This window comes from Nocardioides sp. (genome assembly GCF_025965415.1).
In the GTDB taxonomy this organism is placed as follows: Bacteria; Actinomycetota; Actinomycetes; order Propionibacteriales; family Nocardioidaceae; genus Nocardioides.
On record NZ_JAOPWY010000007.1, the window covers coordinates 1 to 18,743 of the forward strand.

The 18,743-nt window shown below is 72.9% G+C and carries 14 protein-coding genes; 7 read left to right on the forward strand and 7 right to left on the reverse strand.

The window, feature by feature from the left end; all coding sequences use genetic code 11:
* On the forward strand, nt 1-1,563 hold a 1,563-nt coding region (locus JWN97_RS00800; protein WP_297616673.1), incomplete at its 5' end, for a DNA polymerase Y family protein.
* Nucleotides 1,564-1,590: 27 nt separating this feature from the next.
* Complete coding sequence (locus tag JWN97_RS00805) at nt 1,591-4,986, forward strand: error-prone DNA polymerase (RefSeq protein ID WP_297616674.1); 3,396 nt, start codon at nt 1,591-1,593, stop codon at nt 4,984-4,986.
* Between the two features lie 14 nt (nt 4,987-5,000).
* Here JWN97_RS00805 and JWN97_RS00810 read toward each other — a convergent pair whose 3' ends face one another.
* Nucleotides 5,001-5,780: a lipoate--protein ligase family protein gene (locus tag JWN97_RS00810; RefSeq protein ID WP_297616676.1), complete on the reverse strand. Its 780-nt coding sequence runs from the start codon at nt 5,778-5,780 to the stop codon at nt 5,001-5,003.
* 80 nt (nt 5,781-5,860) lie between these two features.
* Here JWN97_RS00810 and JWN97_RS00815 point away from each other — a divergent pair, with 80 nt between their 5' ends.
* Nucleotides 5,861-7,321, forward strand: coding sequence for a protein adenylyltransferase SelO (locus JWN97_RS00815; protein WP_297616678.1), 1,461 nt, complete (start codon nt 5,861-5,863; stop codon nt 7,319-7,321).
* A 6-nt stretch (nt 7,322-7,327) separates the two neighbouring features.
* On the opposite strand, the gene JWN97_RS00820 is transcribed toward JWN97_RS00815, so the two are convergent.
* The 3 genes from JWN97_RS00820 to JWN97_RS00830 all read right to left on the reverse strand — a co-directional run bounded on the left by JWN97_RS00820 (nt 7,328) and on the right by JWN97_RS00830 (nt 10,950).
* Nucleotides 7,328-8,044, reverse strand: a complete 717-nt coding sequence (locus JWN97_RS00820) for an FAD-binding oxidoreductase (RefSeq protein ID WP_297616681.1) — start codon at nt 8,042-8,044, stop codon at nt 7,328-7,330.
* A gap of 2 nt (nt 8,045-8,046) precedes the next feature.
* On the reverse strand, nt 8,047-8,658 hold the full coding sequence (locus JWN97_RS00825; RefSeq protein ID WP_297616684.1) for a sulfite oxidase-like oxidoreductase: 612 nt from the start codon (nt 8,656-8,658) through the stop codon (nt 8,047-8,049).
* A gap of 114 nt (nt 8,659-8,772) precedes the next feature.
* The gene (locus tag JWN97_RS00830) at nt 8,773-10,950 is read right to left on the reverse strand and encodes a glutamine synthetase III (protein ID WP_297616687.1); all 2,178 of its coding nucleotides are present in this window, start codon (nt 10,948-10,950) and stop codon (nt 8,773-8,775) included.
* A gap of 224 nt (nt 10,951-11,174) precedes the next feature.
* Between JWN97_RS00830 and JWN97_RS00835 the strand changes: the two genes are divergently transcribed.
* A complete protein-coding gene (locus JWN97_RS00835) occupies nt 11,175-12,818 on the forward strand; it encodes an ABC-F family ATP-binding cassette domain-containing protein (RefSeq protein WP_297616690.1) in 1,644 nt (547 codons plus the stop codon).
* Between the two features lie 27 nt (nt 12,819-12,845).
* On the opposite strand, the gene JWN97_RS00840 is transcribed toward JWN97_RS00835, so the two are convergent.
* Nucleotides 12,846-13,820 carry a magnesium transporter CorA family protein gene (locus JWN97_RS00840; protein ID WP_297616693.1) on the reverse strand — a complete coding sequence of 325 codons (975 nt, stop codon included), beginning with the start codon at nt 13,818-13,820 and terminating at the stop codon, nt 12,846-12,848.
* A gap of 152 nt (nt 13,821-13,972) precedes the next feature.
* Nucleotides 13,973-15,586: an amidohydrolase gene (locus tag JWN97_RS00845; RefSeq protein WP_297616696.1), complete on the reverse strand. Its 1,614-nt coding sequence runs from the start codon at nt 15,584-15,586 to the stop codon at nt 13,973-13,975.
* A gap of 38 nt (nt 15,587-15,624) precedes the next feature.
* Between JWN97_RS00845 and JWN97_RS00850 the strand changes: the two genes are divergently transcribed.
* From JWN97_RS00850 to JWN97_RS00860, 3 genes are all read left to right on the forward strand, one after another.
* Nucleotides 15,625-17,058, forward strand: coding sequence for a TIGR00366 family protein (locus JWN97_RS00850; protein ID WP_297616699.1), 1,434 nt, complete (start codon nt 15,625-15,627; stop codon nt 17,056-17,058).
* Complete coding sequence (locus tag JWN97_RS00855) at nt 17,055-17,348, forward strand: hypothetical protein (protein WP_297616702.1); 294 nt, start codon at nt 17,055-17,057, stop codon at nt 17,346-17,348. The genes JWN97_RS00850 and JWN97_RS00855 overlap by 4 nt, the downstream gene beginning before the upstream one ends.
* Nucleotides 17,349-17,465: 117 nt before the next feature.
* A complete protein-coding gene (locus JWN97_RS00860) occupies nt 17,466-18,155 on the forward strand; it encodes a GAF and ANTAR domain-containing protein (RefSeq protein WP_297616705.1) in 690 nt (229 codons plus the stop codon).
* 151 nt (nt 18,156-18,306) lie between these two features.
* Here the strand turns inward: JWN97_RS00860 and JWN97_RS00865 are convergent, their stop codons facing one another.
* A complete protein-coding gene (locus tag JWN97_RS00865; protein ID WP_297616708.1) occupies nt 18,307-18,681 on the reverse strand; it encodes a DUF2256 and DUF3253 domain-containing protein in 375 nt (124 codons plus the stop codon).
* Nucleotides 18,682-18,743 lie beyond the last annotated feature (62 nt).

Below are 18,743 nucleotides of genomic sequence, written 5' to 3' on the forward strand. Positions count from 1 at the left end.
TGGTGCCACGACTGGTCGGTGGTCGCCGCGCTCGACGAGGCTGAGAGGTCGCCCCGCTCCCCCGCTGCCGTCCTCTCCGCCAACGTGGTCGAGGTGTGCAACGGCCCGGCCCGGTCCGGGGGCGTACGACGCGGGCAGCGCCGCCGCGACGCCCAGGCCCGGTGCCCCGACCTGGTGGTGCTGCCGGCCAACCCCGACCGCGACGCCCGTGCCTTCGAGCCGATCCTGGCGATCGTGGAGGACCTACGCCCCGGCGTGGCGGCACTGCGCCCCGGCCTGCTCGCCGTCCGGGCTCCCGGCAGCTGGTACGGCACCGAGACCAAGGCCGCCGCGACGGCGTGCCAGGCGCTGGTCGAGGGTGGCGTGTGGGACGTCCGGGTCGGCATCGCCGACGACCTCTTCACCGCCGAGCAGGCCGCCCGCACCGCTGACGTGCAGTCGTGGGTGGTCGTCCCGGACGGCGGGTCCGCGGCCTTCCTGCGCAGCCTGCCCGTGCACGTGCTCCAGGACGACGGACGGCGCGGGCGCGACCTGGTCGGCCTGCTGCAGCGGCTCGGCCTGCGCACGCTGGGTGACCTCGCCGAGCTGCCGGGCGAGGCCGTCGAGCACCGGCTCGGCACCTATGGCGCCGACGTCCACCGGCGGGCCCGCGGCGAGGACCGGACGCTTTTCGCAGCGCGCACCCCGCCGCCCGAGCTCGAGGCGGACGTGGCCTTCGAGCCTCCCCTCGACTCCGTCGAGGCCATCACCTTCAGCGTGCGCACCACCGCCGAGCGGTTCGTCTCCCAGCTCGCGCACCACCAGCTGGTCGCCACCGGGGTGCGGGTCGAGGCGGAGTCCGAGGGCGTCGTGTGCTCGTCGCGCACCTGGCTGCACCCGCGCCACTTCTCTGGCCGCGACCTCGTCGACCGGGTGCACTGGCAGCTGCAGTCGGCAGGAGTCGGCGGCTCGCTGCGTGCTCGCAAGGAGTCCGGGACGGTGCGCGCCCCGATCGACCGGGTCAGGTTCGCGCCGGAGGTCGTCGAGCCCGCGGCCGCGCACGGGGAGGCGCTGTGGGGTGGCGCGAGCGACGACCTCGTCGAGCGGGGCGTGGCGCGCGTGCAGGGCATGGTCGGCTTCGACGCCGTACGACGTCCGGTGCTGCAGGGCGGTCGCAGCCCCTCGGCGAGGCAGGCGCTGGTGCCGTGGGGCGAGCGTGCGGTCGACCTGCGCCCGGTGGACCGGCCGTGGCCGGGCCGGGTGCCGGGGCCGGCACCGGTCCGGGTCTTCGCGACGCCCCCTGCGGCCGAGGTCGTGGACGACGCGGGACGGGTCGTGAGCGTCACCGAGCGCGGCGTCGTCAGCGGCGAGCCCCGGCGCTTCCGGGTCGGCGGCGCCGTCGACGGGGAGAGGCTGCCCTGGCAGCCGGTGACCGCGTGGGCCGGGCCGTGGCCCACCGACGAGGACTGGTGGTCGGGCGGGGCCGGACCGAGCGCCCGCTTCCAGGTCGTCGGCGCGGACGGCCGGGCCTGGCTCCTGCTGCGCGCCCCGGAGGGCTGGTCCCTGGAGGCCGGCTATGACTGAGGCGTCCCACGCGGCGGAGGCGCGCTGATGGGCTGGAACAACCCCGCCATGCACTGGAAGGAGCTCGAGCGCCGGCTCAGCGGCCTGCCGGGGGCCGACGACGCCCCGGTGTCGCGGCGCAAGCGCGCCGCCACCGAGCCCCGCTCGATCGAGCGTCCGGCGGCGGCCACGCCGTACGCCGAGCTGCACTGCCACAGCCACTTCAGCTTCCTCGACGGCGCCAGCTCGCCCGCCGAGCTCGTCGAGGAGGCCGTGCGGCTCGGCCTGCACGCGCTCGCGGTGACCGACCACGACGGCTTCTACGCAGCTCCGATGCTGGCCGAGGCCGCGGCGGCCTACGACCTGCCGACTGTCTTCGGCGCCGAGCTGTCGCTCGGTCTCCCGGGGCCGCAGAACGGCGTGCCCGACCCCGAGGGCAGCCACCTGCTGGTCCTGGCGCGCGGTGTCGAGGGCTACCACCGGCTCGCGGCGGCGATCACCGACGCCCACCTGCGCGGTGACGAGAAGGGTCGCCCGGTCTACGACCTCGACGACCTGGGTGAGCGGGGCCGGGGCCACTGGGCGGTGCTGACGGGCTGCCGCAAGGGCGCCGTCCGGCAGGCGCTGGCCGGGGGCGGCGAAGCCGCTGCGGCCGAGGCCCTCGACCGGCTGACGTCTCTGTTCGGGCTCGAGCACGTCCTCGTCGAGCTCTCCCCGCGTCCCGGCGCCGACGCGACCAATGCCTCGCTCGCCCGGCTGGCCGCCGTCCACGGTCTCGACGTCGTCGCAGCGGGCAACGTCCACCACGCCACGCCGCACCGGCACCGCCTAGCCTCGGCGATGGCGGCCGTGCGCGCCCGGCGCAGCCTCGCCGAGCTCGACGGCTGGCTCGACCTGTCAGGCTCGGCCCACCTGCGCAGCGGCGCGGAGACGGCGGCCTCGCTGGCGGCGTACCCCGGTGCCGTCGCCCGCAGCGTCACCCTCGCCGACGAGCTGGCCTTCGACCTGCGCAAGGCCTCGCCCGCGCTCCCCAAGCGGCAGATCCCCGAGGGCCACACCGCCGACTCATGGCTGCGGGTGCTCGCGGAGCGGGGCTTCGCCGAGAGGTACGCCGGGGTGCCCCACGAGCAGGAGGCGCGCGACCGGCTCGAGCACGAGCTGCGCATCGTCGCCGAGAAGGACTTCGCCGGCTACTTCGTCATCGTCCACGACATCGTCGCCTTCGCCCGCGAGCAGGGCATCCTCTGCCAGGGCCGCGGATCCGCCGCGAGCTCCGCGGTCTGCTACGCCCTCGGCATCACGGCCGTCGACGCCGTCTTCTACCGGCTGCCCTTCGAGCGGTTCATCTCCGCGCACCGCGACGAGGAGCCCGACATCGACGTCGACTTCGACTCCGACCGGCGCGAGGAGGTCATCCAGTGGGTCTACGACACCTACGGCCGCCGCAACGCCGCGCAGGTAGCCAATGTCATCACCTACCGGCCGCGGATGGCGGTGCGCGACGCCGCCAAGGCGCTCGGCTTCTCGCAGGGGCAGCAGGACGCCTGGTCCAAGGAGATCGACGGCTGGCAGTCCGTGGTGGCCGGCGACGCGGGCGACCCGGCCGCCCACGACGTGCCGGCACCGGTGGTGGCGCTCGCCGAGGAGCTGATGGGCGCGCCCCGCCACCTCGGCATCCACTCCGGCGGGATGGTCCTCACCGAGCGACCGATCGGCGAGGTCTGCCCGATCGAGCGCGGCCGGATGGACAAGCGGACGGTGCTCCAGTGGGACAAGGACGCGTGCGAGTCGATGGGGCTGGTCAAGTTCGACCTGCTCGGGCTCGGCATGCTGGGCGCGCTCGACCACATGATGCGGCTGGTCGCCGACCACCTCGGCGAGCGGTGGGACCTCGCGACGATGCCCAAGGAGGAGCCCGCGGTCTACGACATGCTGTGCCGCGCCGACTCGATCGGGGTGTTCCAGGTCGAGAGCCGCGCCCAGATCGGCACGCTGCCGCGGCTGCGCCCGCGCGAGTTCTACGACCTCGCCATCGAGATCGCGCTGATCCGCCCCGGACCCATCCAGGGCGGGGCCGTGCACCCCTACGTCCGCCGCGCCACCGGCAAGGAACCCGTCACCTACGACCACCCCGAGCTGGTGCCGGTGCTCGAGCGCACCAAGGGCGTGCCGCTGTTCCAGGAGCAGCTGATGGCGATGGCCGTCACGCTGGGTGACTGCAGCCGCGACGACGCCGACCTGCTGCGCCGTGCGATGGGGTCCAAGCGCGGGGTGGAGCGCATCGAGTCGGTGAAGCAGAAGCTCTACGCCGGCATGGCGCGGCGCGGCATCACCGGCGACCTGGCGGACTCGATCTACGTCAAGATCCTGTCCTTCGCCAACTTCGGCTTCGCCGAGTCGCACGCCCTGTCCTTCGCGCTGCTGGTCTACGCCTCGTCCTGGTTCAAGCTGCACTACCCGGCGGCGTTCCTGGCCGGGCTGTTGCGCAACCAGCCGATGGGGTTCTACTCCCCCCAGTCGCTGGTCGGCGACGCCCGGCGCCACGGCGTCGACGTACGCCGTCCCGACGTCACCCGCTCCGCGGCGCAGGCCGACCTCGAGGCCGTCGGGGACGCCCCGGTCGCCGCCACCGGCCTCGACACGTGCTGCCAGCCCCGGTTCGCCCGCGCCGAGTGGGTGCCGGGCACGCCCGACCCGGTCCCTGCCCACCGCCGCGACGGCGCGCTCGCCGTCCGGCTCGGGCTCGACTCGGTGCGCGGCATCGGGCTCGAGGTGGCGCGCCGGATCGTGGCCGCCCGCGACGAGGCGCCCTTCACCGGCGTCACCGACCTGTCGCGCCGCGCCGGCCTGACCACCGCCCAGCTCGAGTCGCTGGCCACCGCCGGCGCCTTCGACGGCTGGGGGCTCGACCGTCGCGAGGCCCTGTGGGCGGCCGGCTTCGCCGAGGGCGCCGACCACCTGCCCGGCACCACGCCTGCCCCTGCGGCGCCCACCCTTCCCGGCATGAGCGAGCCCGAGATCACCCTGGCCGACCTGTGGGCCACGGGCGTCTCACCGGAGCGACACCCCGTCGAGCACCTGCGCGACGACCTGCGCCGCGCAGGCGTCCGCTCGATCGCCGAGCTCGCCACCGCCGAGGCGGGTCGCCGCGTCCACGTCGGGGGGCTGGTCACCCACCGCCAGCGCCCCGGCACCGCCATGGGTGTCACCTTCCTCAACCTCGAGGACGAGACGGGCATGCTCAACGTCGTCTGCTCCATCGGGGTGATGAAGGCCCACCGGCAGGCCGCACGCAACCGCGTCGCCGTGGTGGTCCGCGGGCGCCTCGAGCGCAACGAGGGCGTCACCAACCTCATCGCCGACCGGGTCGAGGCCATCGACGTCGTCGTGCCGGGAGCCGGGGCGGTGCTGCAGGCGCGGGCGTCGTCGCGCGACTTCCGGTGACGGGCGGCAGCCGCTCAGTCCGTGGTCCGCGCCCGCTGCCCCGGCTCGAGGCGCTCCGCCAGCCCCCGGGTGACCCCGTCGAGCACCGCCGGGGCGGCATCGTCGATCCCCCACGCGCTCGACAGCGCCTCCCGGACCTCCGACAGGTCCACCGCGGGGTTCTCGCCGCGGACGGTGCCGACCGAGGCCGGGTCGAAGGGCAGGTCGAGGTGGCGGTGGACGTCGGCCAGCACGTCCTGCAGCCGGGCGCGGTCGTCCACCACGACCAGCGAGCTGAAGAGCCAGGCGTCCTTCACCACCCGCTGGGCGGTGCCGACGAGCTTGACGACGCCCCGGGCGTTCACGCTGTGGGCGCCCGGGCAGTACTCCCCCGGCACCGCGCCCAGCCGGGCCTGCACCCCGATGGTGCGCAGTGCCTCGACCATCAGCTCCCCGAAGGTGACGAACCGGTGGTCCATCGCGCCCACCGCCTGGGGCTCGTGCCGCACGACGTCGAGCACCAGGGCGTTCTCGGTGTAGGCCACCACCCGACCGCCGACGGCCCGCACCGCCGTGTCGAAGCCGGCGTCCTCGGCGGCGCGAACGGCGTCGGCGAACCCCGGCAGTCGCGTGTCACGCCGCCCGAAGACCACCACCGGAGCGACGGGCGCATAGAGGTGGAACGCCTGCCTGATCGCGCCCTCCGAGGCACGCCGGAGCAGCGCGTGGGCCACGGCCAGCTCTCCCGACTCACCGGAGACGACCGGACCCAGGAGGACCGGGTCCCAGGGGTCGCTCGGCCCGCTCGTGCTCATGGACCCATGCTCCCCCACGAGGCCCGGCGGCGGCGGTCGCCGAGCGGGGCCGTCGCCGACCGCCACGTATCGTCGACGGGGTGACCCCAGGAACGGCGACCGTCGCCCTCGACCACCGCTTCGCACGTGAGCTGCCCGAGCTGGCCGTGCCGTGGCAGGGCGAGGAGGCGCCCCAGCCGCGCCTGCTGGTCCTCAACGAACCACTCGCCCACGACCTCGGCCTCGACCCCGCGTGGCTCACCACCCCTGAAGGCCTCGGTCTGCTGACCGGCACGCGCCCGCCGGAGGGCGCGACGCCGGTGGCCCAGGCCTACGCCGGTCACCAGTTCGGCGGCTACTCGCCGCAGCTCGGGGACGGGCGCGCGCTGCTGCTCGGCGAGCTGGTCGACGGCTCTGGCCGGCCGAGGGACCTCCACCTCAAGGGCTCGGGTCGCACCCCGTTCTCCCGGGGCGGTGACGGCTTCGCCGTGGTCGGTCCGATGCTCCGCGAGCACGTCATCAGCGAGGCCATGCACGCGCTCGGCATCCCCACGACCCGCTCGCTCGCCGTCGTCGCGACCGGGCGCGGCGTACGTCGCGAGTCCGTGCAGCCCGGCGCGGTGCTGGCCCGCGTGGCCGCCAGCCACCTGCGGGTCGGCTCCTTCCAGTTCGTCCGGGCGACCGGCGACGACGGGCTCCTGCGGCGCCTCGCCGACCACGCGATCTCCCGCCACCACCCCGGGGCCGCGGAGGCCGACCACCCCCACCTCGCCCTCTTCGAGGCGGTGGTGGCCGCCCAAGCCGCGCTGGTCGCGCAGTGGATGCTGGTCGGCTTCGTCCACGGCGTGATGAACACCGACAACATGACCATCTCGGGCGAGACCATCGACTACGGCCCGTGCGCCTTCATCGACGCCTTCGACCCCGCCACGGTGTTCAGCTCGATCGACGCCGACGGGCGCTACTCCTACGGCAACCAGCCGCTCGCCGCCGAGTGGAACCTGGCGCGCCTCGCCGAGGCGATGCTGCCGCTCCTGGCCGACGATGAGGAGACCGCGGTCGCGGTGGCCACGGAAGCGCTGCAGGAGTTCCGCGGGCACTACTCGGCCGCCTGGTCGTCGGGCATGCGCGCCAAGATCGGCCTGTCCGGCAGCGCCGGCGATGACGCGGCCTCGCAGCTCGTGCGGGACCTGGTCGCCCTCGTGCAGGCCGACCACGTCGACCACACGTCGTTCTTCCGGAGCCTGTCCACCGCGGCGCGCGGTGACGCCGAGCCGGCGCGACGCCTCTTCCTCGACCTCGCAGGCTTCGACGCGTGGACCCGCCGCTGGCTCGCGCTCGCCCCCGACGCCGACGCGATGGACCGGGTCAATCCGGTCTACGTCCCGCGCAACCACCTCGTCGAGGAGGCCCTGACCGCGGCCACCGACGGAGACCTCGACCCCCTCGCGCGGCTCATGGACGCACTCGCCGAGCCGTACGACGCACGTCCCGGGCTGGAGCGCTACGCAGTCCCTGCACCCGACTCCTTCGGTCGCTACCAGACCTTCTGCGGCACCTAGGTCGGCTCAGCCCGTGACGCCGAACCGCTCGACGCGGATGGCTTCGGGGCCGAGACCCGACTCCAGGAGGAGGGTCTCCGCGAGCTCGGCGAAACGGGCCGAGCCGCAGACATAGGCCAGCTCGGCGCCGACGAGCAACGGGGCGAGCTCCGCCCGGTGCGGGGGGGCAGGCGGACGGTCGCCCGTCGCATGGCGGGTGTAGGCGATCGTGGCGCCCGCCTGTGCGAGCTCGTCGGCGTACGGCAGCTCGCCGGGGCTGCGCCCGACGGCCAGCACGCGGAGCAGGTCGGTTCGGCCGAGGTGCCGCGCGGCACGGGTCATGGCGACCGCGGGGACGACGCCGGTCCCGCCCACCAGGCACAGCGCCGGGGTGAAGGTGTCCCACCTGAACCAGCGCCCGATCGGGCCGCGCAGCTCGAGGACGTCGCCGACCTCGGCCACGTCGGCGAGGAACTCCGAGACCTCCCCGCCGGGGAGCCTCTCGACGAGGAACTCCACGAGCGGGTCGCTGTCGTCGGAGGCGACGGAGTAGGACCGTTGAGCGGTGTAGTCGTCCGGAGCGCGCAACCGGATGAGGTAGTGCTGACCGGGCCAGTGGCGCTGCCGGTCCTCGACGTGCATCCGGAGCCGGACGAGGTGCGGTGCGGGGAAGTCCTTGGTGATGATGCGTCCGGTCGTCCACGCCGTCGCGCCCGGCGCCACCGCCGCCAGGGGATCGTCCATGCTCACGGGTCGCCCTCGTAGCGCTGCTCGAGCCACGGGTCCCCGCGGTCGTGGTAGCCGTTTCGCTCCCAGAACCCGGGGCTGTCCTCGGCCGTGAGCTCGAGCCGGCTGATCCACTTCGCGGACTTCCAGAAGTAGAGGTGCGGGACCAGCAGCCGCACGGGTCCACCGTGCTCGGCCGTCAGCGGGCGCCCGTCGTACTCCCACACGACCCACGCCTTGCCTCCGGTGACGTCCGCCAGAGGAAGGTTGGTCGTGTAGCCGGTCGAGGAGTGGGCCATCACGAAGCCCGCCTCCGCCTGCGGCGCGGCAGCCGCGAGCAGGCTGTCGACCGAGACGCCGGCGAACACCACGTCGAACTTCGACCAGGTCGTGACGCAGTGGATGTCTCCGCTGTACGACGACCTGGGCAGCTGCTGCACCTCGTCCCACGTCCAGGTCGTCGGCCGGTCCACGAGACCGTCGACACGCAAGGTCCACGACTCGCGGTCGATCCGCGGCGTGACCTCGGCCGTCAGCACCGGCCAGCTGCCGCCCACGTCGTACTGCCCGGGAGGCAGCCGGCCCGCGGGGCCGTCCGGTCGGCGTCGGAAGAATCCTCGGGTCGCAGGCATGCGGCGCCTCCTCGGGGACGGGTCAGGTCGGAGGTCGTGCTGCCCCACAGACTACGTGGGACCACGGCGTGAGCACGCGGGCGGACGCGCCGCCGTCACCCACTGACCCGCTGCTCACAGGATGTAGAGCATCTCCTGGTAGGTCGGCAGCGGCCAGAGGTCGTCGGCGACGAGCGTCTCGAGCGTGTCGGCCGCGGCGCGGACCGAGGCCATCGCCGGGATGACCGCGTCACGCATGAAGGTCGCCGCCGCGAGCGGGTCGGCCGGGTGCTCGTGGCCGATCGCCGCCGTCAGCTCGGCCAGGCCCGCCCTCAGCTCAGCGATGTGCCCGCTGATCGTCTCGAGGCCCGACGCGTCCGCCTCGATGCCGGCCGCCTTGAGGGCGACGACGTTCTGGGCGAGCTCGGTCTGGTAGCGGGTGGCCGACGGGAGGATCGTCGTCGTGCCGATCTCGAGCGTCAGGTTGGCCTCGACCGCGACCGCGAGGACGTACTGCTCCGCACCGATCTCGAAGCGGCTGTGCGCCTCGTGCTCGGTGAACACGCCGTACTTGGCGAACAGCGCGATGGCCTCGGGCGAGATCAGCTCGGGCAGGGCGTCGACCGTCGTGCGCAGGTTCTTCAGCCCGCGCTGCTCGGCCTCGATCGGCCACTCGTCGGAGTAGCCGTTGCCGTTGAAGATGACGGCGCCGTGGTTGGCGACGATCTCGGCGAGCAGCGTCTGCACGGCCTCGTTGAAGTCGGTGCCGGCGGCGACGGCGGTCTCGAGCGAGGAGGCGCAGTAGTCGAGCGCCTCGGCCATGATCGTGTTGATCATGACCATCGGTCCGGCCACGGTCTGGTTGGAGCCCGGGGCCCGGAACTCGAAGCGGTTGCCGGTGAAGGCGAAGGGCGAGGTGCGGTTGCGATCACCCGGGTCCTTGGTGAGGTTGGGCAGGGTGTCGACGCCGATCGTCAGCGTGCCCTTCTCCTTGGAGCGGGTCGCCCCACCCTTCGCGATCTGGTCGAACACGTCGGCCAGCTGGTCGCCGAGGAAGATCGAGATGATCGCGGGCGGTGCCTCGTTGGCGCCGAGGCGGTGGTCGTTGGACGCCGAGGCGACCGAGACGCGCAGCAGGCCGCCGTACAGGTGCACCGCGCGGATGACGGCGGCGCAGAAGACGAGGAACTGCGCGTTGTCGTGAGGGGTGTCGCCGGGGACCAGGAGGCTCCCGAGCTGGGAGTTGCCCAGCGAGAAGTTGACGTGCTTGCCGGAGCCGTTGACGCCCTCGAACGGCTTCTCGTGGAAGAGGCACTCCATGCCGTGCTTCTTGGCGACGGCCTTGAAGGTCGTCATCAGCAGCTGCTGGTGGTCGGAGGCCTCGTTGGCGCGCTCGAACATCGGCGCGACCTCGAACTGGCCGGGCGCGACCTCGTTGTGGCGGGTCTTGGCGGGGATGCCGAGCTTGAAGAGCTCCCGCTCGGTGTCCATCATGAAGCCGAGCACCCGCGAGGGGATCGCACCGAAGTAGTGGTCGTCGAACTCCTGGCCCTTCGGCGGCTTGGCCCCGAAGAGGGTGCGGCCGGCGTTGAGCAGGTCGGGCCGGGCCAGGAAGAAGTGGCTGTCGATCAGGAAGTACTCCTGCTCGGGGCCGCAGTAGGCCACCACGTTCTCGGGGTCGGTGTGCCCGAAGAGCTGCAGCACCCGCTTGGCGTGCACCGCCATCGCCTGCTGCGAGCGCAGCACCGGGGTCTTGTGGTCGAGCGCCTCACCCGTCATCGAGATGAAGATGGTGGGGATGCAGAGCGTGTTGCCGTTGGGGTTCTCGAGGATGTAGGCCGGGCTCATCACGTCCCAGCCGGTGTAGCCGCGCGCCTCGAAGGTGTTGCGCAGGCCGCCGTTGGGGAACGACGACGCGTCGGGCTCGCCCTGGACGAGGGTCTTGCCGGAGAACGAGGCGAACGCCGTGCCGTCGCCGACCGGGTCGAGGAAGCTGTCGTGCTTCTCCGCCGTCAGGCCGGTGAGCGGGTAGAACACGTGCGCGTAGTGGGTCGCGCCCTTCTCCAGGGCCCAGTCCTTCATGGCCGACGCGATGGCGTCGGCGACGTCGGGGTCCAGCGGGGTGGACTTCTCGATGGTCGAGAGCACCGACTTGTAGACGGTCTTCGGCAGCCGCTTCTGCATCACCGTCAGGCTGAAGACGTTCTCCCCGAAGATCTCGCCGGGCTCCTCGCCGGGGTCGAAGGTGATCGGCGGCGGCACGAAGGCCTCGACGGCCGTGATGGCAGACAGACGAACCGGGTTGGCGCTCACGCATGCTCCTCAGACGTACGCCGCCCTCAGCGGCACTGCGGCGACGGTAGTGCGGCGAGATGTCGGGCGTGTTTCGCCGCTGTGTCGTCCAGCGGCGGGCACCCGGATGTGCCGGAGATCACACCTCGTGCTGGCGGTCGCCCCCGGTGGCATGGCGGCGGGTGGGGCGCCAGTCCCTCGCCCAGCTCCTGCGCAGCCGACGCGGCGCAGCTAGGCTCGCCTGCGTGACCGCCACCCTCGTCGCGAAGGACCTGTCCGGCGGACACGGTCACCGGGTCCTCTTCGAAGGACTCGACCTCACCGTCGCGCCGGGCGACGTGATCGGCGTCGTGGGCGCCAACGGCGCCGGCAAGTCGACGTTGCTGTCCCTGCTCGCCGGCGCCACGCAGCCGATGGCCGGCTCGGTGGACTGCGCGCCCCGCGACGCGTTCGTGGGCCTGGTCCCCCAGGAGCACGAGCGCGTGCCGGGCGAGACCGTCGCGCACTACCTCGCCCGGCGCACCGGGGCCGCCGAGGCGACCGCGGCCATGGAGGCCGCGGCGGCCGCACTGGGGTCGGACGCCGTCGGCGTCGACGACGCCTATGCCGTCGCGTTCGACCGCTGGATGGCGAGCGGTGCGGCCGACCTCGACGACCGGGTCGCGCCGGTGCTGGCCGACCTCGGCCTCGACGTGGGTCCGGACGCCCTGATGACGTCGCTGTCCGGGGGCCAGGCCGCCCGCGTGGCGCTGGCCGCGCTGCTGCTCAGCCGCTTCGACGTCGTGCTCCTCGACGAGCCGACCAACGACCTCGACCTCGACGGCCTCAGGAGGCTGGAGGGGTTCGTCCAGGGCCTGCGCGGCGGGGTCGTGCTGGTCTCGCACGACCGCGAGTTCCTGGCTCGCTGCGTCACCCGCATCGTCGAGCTCGACCTCGCGCAGGGCCAGGTGACGGTGTACGACGGCGGCTACGACGCCTTCCTGGAGGAGCGCGCCATCGCGCGACGCCACGCGCGGGAGGCCTACGAGCAGTACGCCGGGACCCGGGCCGACCTGGTGCAGCGGGCGCGCACCCAGCGCGAGTGGAGCTCGCAGGGCGTACGCAACGCGATGAGGAAGAACCCCGACAACGACAAGATCCGCCGCAAGGCCGCCACCGAGTCGTCGGAGAAGCAGGCCCAGAAGGTCCGCCAGATGGAGTCGCGGATCGCCCGGCTCGACGAGGTCGAGGAGCCGCGCAAGGAGTGGATCCTGCAGTTCGACATCGCCGCGGCGCCGCGCTCGAGCGGCGTCGTCGCCACCCTCAACGAGGCGACCGTCCGGCTGGGCGACTTCGAGCTGGGCCCGGTCTCGGTGCAGGTCGACGCCGGCGACCGGATCGGCATCACGGGCCCCAACGGCGCGGGCAAGACCACGCTCCTGCGGCTCCTGCTGGACGACACCGCGCCCGACACCGGCACCGCGTCGCTGGGCGCCTCGGTCGCGGTGGGCGTCATCGACCAGGCGCGCACCACCCTCGACGACGACCTGCCGCTCGGGGACGCGGTCGAGGCGGTCGTGCCGGAGATGACGCAGGCCGAGGTGCGCACGCTCCTCGCCAAGTTCGGTCTGAAGGCCGACCAGGTCACGAGCGAGGTCGGCCGCCTCTCCCCCGGCGAGCGCACCCGCGCGGCCATGGCGCTGCTGCAGGCGCGCGGGGTCAACCTGCTCGTCCTCGACGAGCCCACCAACCATCTCGACCTGCCGGCCATCGAGCAGCTGGAGCAGGCGCTGGCGTCGTACGACGGCGCGCTGCTGCTGGTCTCGCACGACCGGCGGCTGCTGGAGAACGTCCGGCTGGACCAGCGGTGGGACGTCGACCACGGCCGGGTCGTGGTCCGGCACGTCTGACGGACGCCGCACCCGGGAGGCGTCGCGTCAGAGCCACTCCCTGCGCCTGAAGGCGACGAACAGGCCGGCGGACAGGATCACGATGAGGGCGGTGGACGTGACGAACCCCGACACCGCGCCGAAGCCCGGGTAGGGCAGGTTCTGGCCGTAGAAGCCGGTGATGGCCGTGGGCACGGCGATGATCGCCGCCCAGCTGGTGACCTTCTTGGTGATGATGTTGAGCCGGTTGCCCTGGATCGTCAGGTTGGTCTCCACGATGGTCGCGACGAGGTCGCGCAGGCTCTCGGTCCACTCGGTGGCCCTCAGGACGTGGTCGTAGACGTCCTGGAACCAGGGGGTCAGCTCGGGCGGGACGAGTCCCACGTCGCGGCGCATCAGCGTGTTGAGCACCTCGCGCATGGGCAGCACCACCCGGCGGAGGTGGACGAGGCTCTTGCGCAGCTCGAAGCTCCGCCTCTGGACGTCCTTGTCGTGCGGCCGGTCGTCGAACAGCAGGTCCTCCAGGTCCTCGATCTGGTCGTCGAGGGCCTGCACGGCGTCGAAGTGGCCGTCGACCACGTGGTCGAGCAGCCCGTGCACGAGCGCGCCGACCCCGTGCTCCGTCAGCTCGACGTGGGTGTCCCACCGCTCGAGGAGTCCCTCGAGGGCGAAGCCGTCGTCCTTGCGGACCGTGACCAGCGCGGTCGGCGTGACGAAGGCCGCGATCTCGCTGGTCACCAGCGCCCCCGTCCCGACGTCCAGCTCCACGGCGTAGACGGTCAGGAAGTCGTGCCCGGCGTAGCGCGAGAACTTCGGTCGCTGGCGATCGCTCATGGCGTCCGCGACGGCCAGGGAGTGCAGCCCCAGCTCGCCGGCGACCAGCTGCAGGTGCTCGGGATCGGGTGGGCACAGGTCCACCCACACCAGGCCCCCGCCCTGCAGGTGCTCGGACACCTCGCCCAGCGAGAACCCCTCGGCGACGAGGTCACCGTCGCGATAGCAACGAGTGTGCGGGGTGGTCACCGCGCGGCCACGACTCCGACGACGATCGCGTTCTTCGCCGTGCTGTCCATGATGGTCCTCCTCGTCGAGTCGCGCTCCTGGAACGTCAAGGCTCGTCCTGCCGCGTCGGACCCGACAGGGCCACAGGTCCCGACCCGGTGAGCGGACAGGCCCTACGAGGCGTCGTGGACGCACTCCCCGTCGATCCAGGTCGAGCGCACCCGCGCGGCCCCGATCTCGTCCGGAGCCTCGAAGGGATCACGGTCCAGCACCACCAGGTCGGCCACGGCGCCCGGGCCGATCGTGCCGGCGTCGTCGCGGTGGTTCACCCAGGCGGACCCGCTCGTGGACGCGGCGAACGAGACCTCGATCGCCAGGGCCTGCTCCGGCAGGAACGGGTCGGTGCCGGCCGGCGCCGGTTCGCCGTACGACGTGCGGTGCACGGCGGTGTGGATCGCGGCGAGCGGGTCGGGGGTGCTGACCGGCCAGTCGCTGCCGGCGACGAGGCGGGCGCCCGCGCGGTGCAGGTCGGCGAAGGGATACTGCCGCCCGGCGCGCTCGTCGCCGAGGAACGGGATCGTCAGCTCGGTCATCTGGTCGTCGCGGCAGGCCCACAGGGCCTGGATGTTGGCGGCCACCGCGAGCGCGGCGAACCGGGGGACGTCGTCGGGATGCACGAGCTGCAGGTGCGCGATGTGGTGGCGACGGCGCGGGTCGGTGCCCTCCAACGCGTCCAGGGCCTCGCGCACCCCCCGGTCCCCCAGCCCGTGGAAGTGCACCTGGAACCCGTGGCGGTCCAGCTCGGCGACGTACGCCAGCAGGTGCTGCGGGTCGACGAACGAGAGCCCCCGGTTGCTCGTGGCGTGGCCGCACCGGTCGAGGTAGGGCTCGACGAGGGCAGCGGTCCCGTTCTCGGCCACGCCGTCCTGCATGATCTTCACCGCCGTCGCGGAGAACCGTCCCGTCGAGAGGTCCGCGCGCTTGGCGAGGAGGTCCGCGACCTGGTCGAGACCCCGCTCCCGCTCCCACCAGAGCGCGCCGACGACCGTGCCGGTGAGGTCGCCGTTGGCCGCGGCCCGGGCGTAGGTCGGACCGCCGTCGCGCATGCCGGAGTAGGAGCCGACGATCGCGTCCTGCCACGCGGTGACGCCCAGCGAGTGCAGGTGGCGCTGGCCCTCGAGCAGGGCGGCGTACATCTGGTCGTCGTCGGTGGCCGGCAGGACGTGCTCGAGCAGCCGCATCGCCCCCTCGTGGAGCACCCCGGTCGGCTCCCCCGCCGCATCCCGCTCGACGTGGCCGTCGACGGGATCGGGCGTGCGCGCGGTGATGCCCGCGAGCTGCAACGCCCGCGAGTTGACCCATATGCCGTGGTGGTCGCGGTTGGCCAGCGCGACGGGGCGGTCCGGCACGACCTCGTCGAGCTCCCGCGCGGTCGGCAGGCCGCCGGGGAAGGCGGCCATCGCCCAGCCCCCGCCCTGGACCCACTCCAGGTCGGTGCGCCGACCCGCGTGGTCGCGGACGTGCCGGAGGTAGGCGGCGCGGTCGACCGGGAGCCCGCTGAGATCGCAACCGAGCCGCTCGAGGCCGCCCTGGATCGGGTGGACGTGGGCGTCGGTGAACCCCGGGAGCAGGAGGCCGCCCTCGACGTCGACGACCGTCGCGCCGGGTGGCGCCGTGCCGGCACCGACGGACGAGATGCGGCCCCCGTCCACGACCACGTCGCCGACCGGGCCGCGGTAGGTGTGGCCGTCGAAGACCGCGGCATTCCTGAAGACGGTGACGCTCACCCGCCCATCCTGCACCCGCCGGATCTCCGCTACGTTCGATGACCATGTCGACGATCTCGGGAACGGCCAACGAACGGGGCCTGGCACGCCTGGCCCAGAAGAGCGCAGCGTGGACCGAGAAGTGGTTCCCGGACGCCTACGTCTTCGCCCTGGCCGGCGTGGTGCTGGTGTCCCTCGCCGCGCTGGTCAACGGCTCCAGCCCGGTGACGGTCGTCGAGACCTTCGGCGGCGGCTTCTGGGACCTGGCGACCTTCACGCTGCAGATGGCGATGGTGGTGCTCACCGGGTACGTCGTCGCGACCTCGCCGCCGGTGGCCCGCGTCATCGAGCGGATCGCGCTCTACCCCACGACCCCGCGTGGCGCGGTCGCCTTCGTCGCGCTGCTGTCGTGCCTCGTCTCGATGCTCAACTGGGGCCTCAGCCTGGTCTTCAGCGGCCTGCTCGCCCGGGCCATCGCACGACGCAGCGACCTGCGCACGGACTACCGCGCGCTCGGCGCCGCGGCCTACCTCGGCCTCGGTGCGGTCTGGGCGCTCGGCCTCTCCTCGTCCGCGGCGCAGCTCCAGGCGACCGCGGCCTCGCTGCCGCCCGAGCTGCTCGAGATCACCGGCGTCCTCGACTTCGGCGCGACGATCCTCACGTGGCAGTCACTGGTGATGGCGGTCGTCCTCATCGCCCTCAGCGTGGCCGTGGCGTGGGCGTCCGCCCCGCAGGGCAGGTCGATCCGCACCGCCGAGGACATGGACATCGACCTCTCCGACGACGTGGCGCCTCTGGCCGAGCGCAGCCGCCCGGGCGAGTGGCTGGAGTACTCGCGCATCCTGCCGGTCCTGGTCGGCCTCCTCACCCTCGGCTGGCTGGTCCAGCAGCTCGCGACACTGCCGTTCCTCAGCGTGATCAGCAGCCTCAACGGCTACCTCATGGTCTTCCTGATCCTCGGCCTCGTCCTGCACGGCACCCCGCGCGGCTTCCTCAACGCGGTCACCAGGGCCGTGCCCGCGACCGCCAGCGTGCTGGTGCAGTTCCCGCTGTACGCCGCCATGGCGGCCGTCCTCACGCGTGCACCGGGACGCGGCGGCATCACGGTCTCCGAGCACCTCGCCGACCTCTTCACCAGCATCGGCGGTGGCGGCGGGTTCGCCGTCGTGATCGCGCTCTACACCGCGCTCCTCGGCCTGCTCGTCCCCTCCGGCGGCGGCAAGTGGCTGGTCGAGGCGCCGTACGTCATGCAGTCGGCGACGGACGTCGGGATGAACCTCGGCTGGACCGTGCAGATCTACAACGCGGCCGAGGCCCTGCCCAACCTGGTCAACCCGTTCTTCATGCTTCCGCTGCTAGCCGTGCTGGGCTTGCGGGCACGCGACCTCGTCGGCTTCACGTTCCTCCAGTTCCTCTTCCACCTCCCCGTGGTGCTCCTGCTCCTGTGGTTGCTCGGCATGACCTTCGAGTTCGTGCCGCCCGTGATGCCGTGAACGAGGACCAGCTGCGGAGAGCGGCCGACGCGGCGATGCTGCCCATCGTCGCCTCGCTCGCGCCGGCCGGGGTCCTCGAGGCGCACTGGCTGCCCGACCGCGGCGGTGATCCCGTCGTCTGGATCCGCGTCGAGACCGAGGCGGCGCGGGTCGCGGTGCAGTCCTACAGCTGGGTGCTGCCGCAGGTGCAGGTCATCTTGTCGCGGCTCGGGCTGGCTCCCGAGAAGGTGTTGGCGCTCCGCCTGGAGGTCACCTCCGGCGAGGCCGAGGACCGGCTCTTCGAGGAGTGACGAGGCCCCGGGAATCCGGCGCGAGAAAGTCGCCCTGGGGAGGTAGCAACGAGCCTCGGCAGGTGGCTACTGTTGCGTCACGTGCGTCACGTGGGTCCTTGGGGAGGGATGAACGTCATGAGCAGTCGTGGACCCCTGGTGAGCGAGTTCACCCACCTGGCCAAGGCGCTGGCCGCTGCTCCGGACGAGGGTGCCCGCCTCCAGATCGCCGTCGACGGCGCGGTGTCGCTGGTGAGCGGGTGCGACCACGCCGGCATCACCATCAACGACCGGGGCGGCCTGGTCACCCGGGTCACCAGCGACGACCTGGTCCGGCGCGCCAACGAGCTGCAGCACGAGCTCGGCGAGGGTCCGTGCCTCGACCTGATGCGCGACCAGGACACCCTGGTCAGCACCGACCTGGCGCAGGAGTGCCGCTGGCCGGGCTGGGCGCCCCGCGCCCACCGCGAGCTCGGCGTCGACTCGATGATGTCGCTGCTCGTCCACACCGACACGCACTCCTACAGCGCGCTCAGCCTCTATGCCCGTCGCGGGCACCGCTTCGATGCCGACGATGTCGCCGTGGGGCACGCCGTGGCCGGCCACCTCGAGGTGATCATGACCGCTGAGCGGGCGATCGACCAGCTCCGGCTCGCCATGCTCAACCGCATCACCATCGGGCGCGCCGAGGGTGTCCTGATGGAGCGCCTCGACATCGACGCCGACCAGTCCTTCGACTACCTGCGGCGCGTGTCGATGAACACCAACCGCAAGCTCGTCGAGGTCGCCCACGACATCGCCCGCACGCGCCGGCTGCCGCACGACTGAGGAGGGCGGCCCCGTCGGCTGTGGTCTCAACCGACGGGACCTCGGCGTGTCTGCCTCCGCGGGGGCAGGCACACCTGCCCTGCCCGTACCCCACGAGCCGCGTCGTACACGCCTGCCGGCGAACAGTTCGAGATCGGAGCACGCCTCGCCGTCAGCGTCGGCGGATCCGGATCGGCCCCTTCGCGGTGGCCGGGTCGACCGCGCGGCCACCCTGGGTGATCTCCACCTCGCCGCGGTCGACGAGGCGACGGGCCGCCCGCCGGGCGGGCTCCATGAGGTGGCGCCACGCGGTGCCGTCCGTGCCGGCGACCCGGCGGGCGGCCTCCGAGGGGCAGATGGTCGCCGTGGCCCCCCGCTGCGCGAGCAGCTCCGTGATCGCCGACTCCAGCTGCTGGTCGACGGCCGAGACCCCCCGCTTGCGGCACGCACTCGAGCAGTAGCGCACCGAGTCCCAGTCGCGCTCCCACGTCTTGCGCCACTCGATCGCTCGCCCGCAGGACTGGCACGTCTTGGACTCCGGGGACATGGGACCAGTGTGCCCCGGGGTGACCAGCCGGGAGCCTGCCTCGACCTGGCGTCGGATCGCCT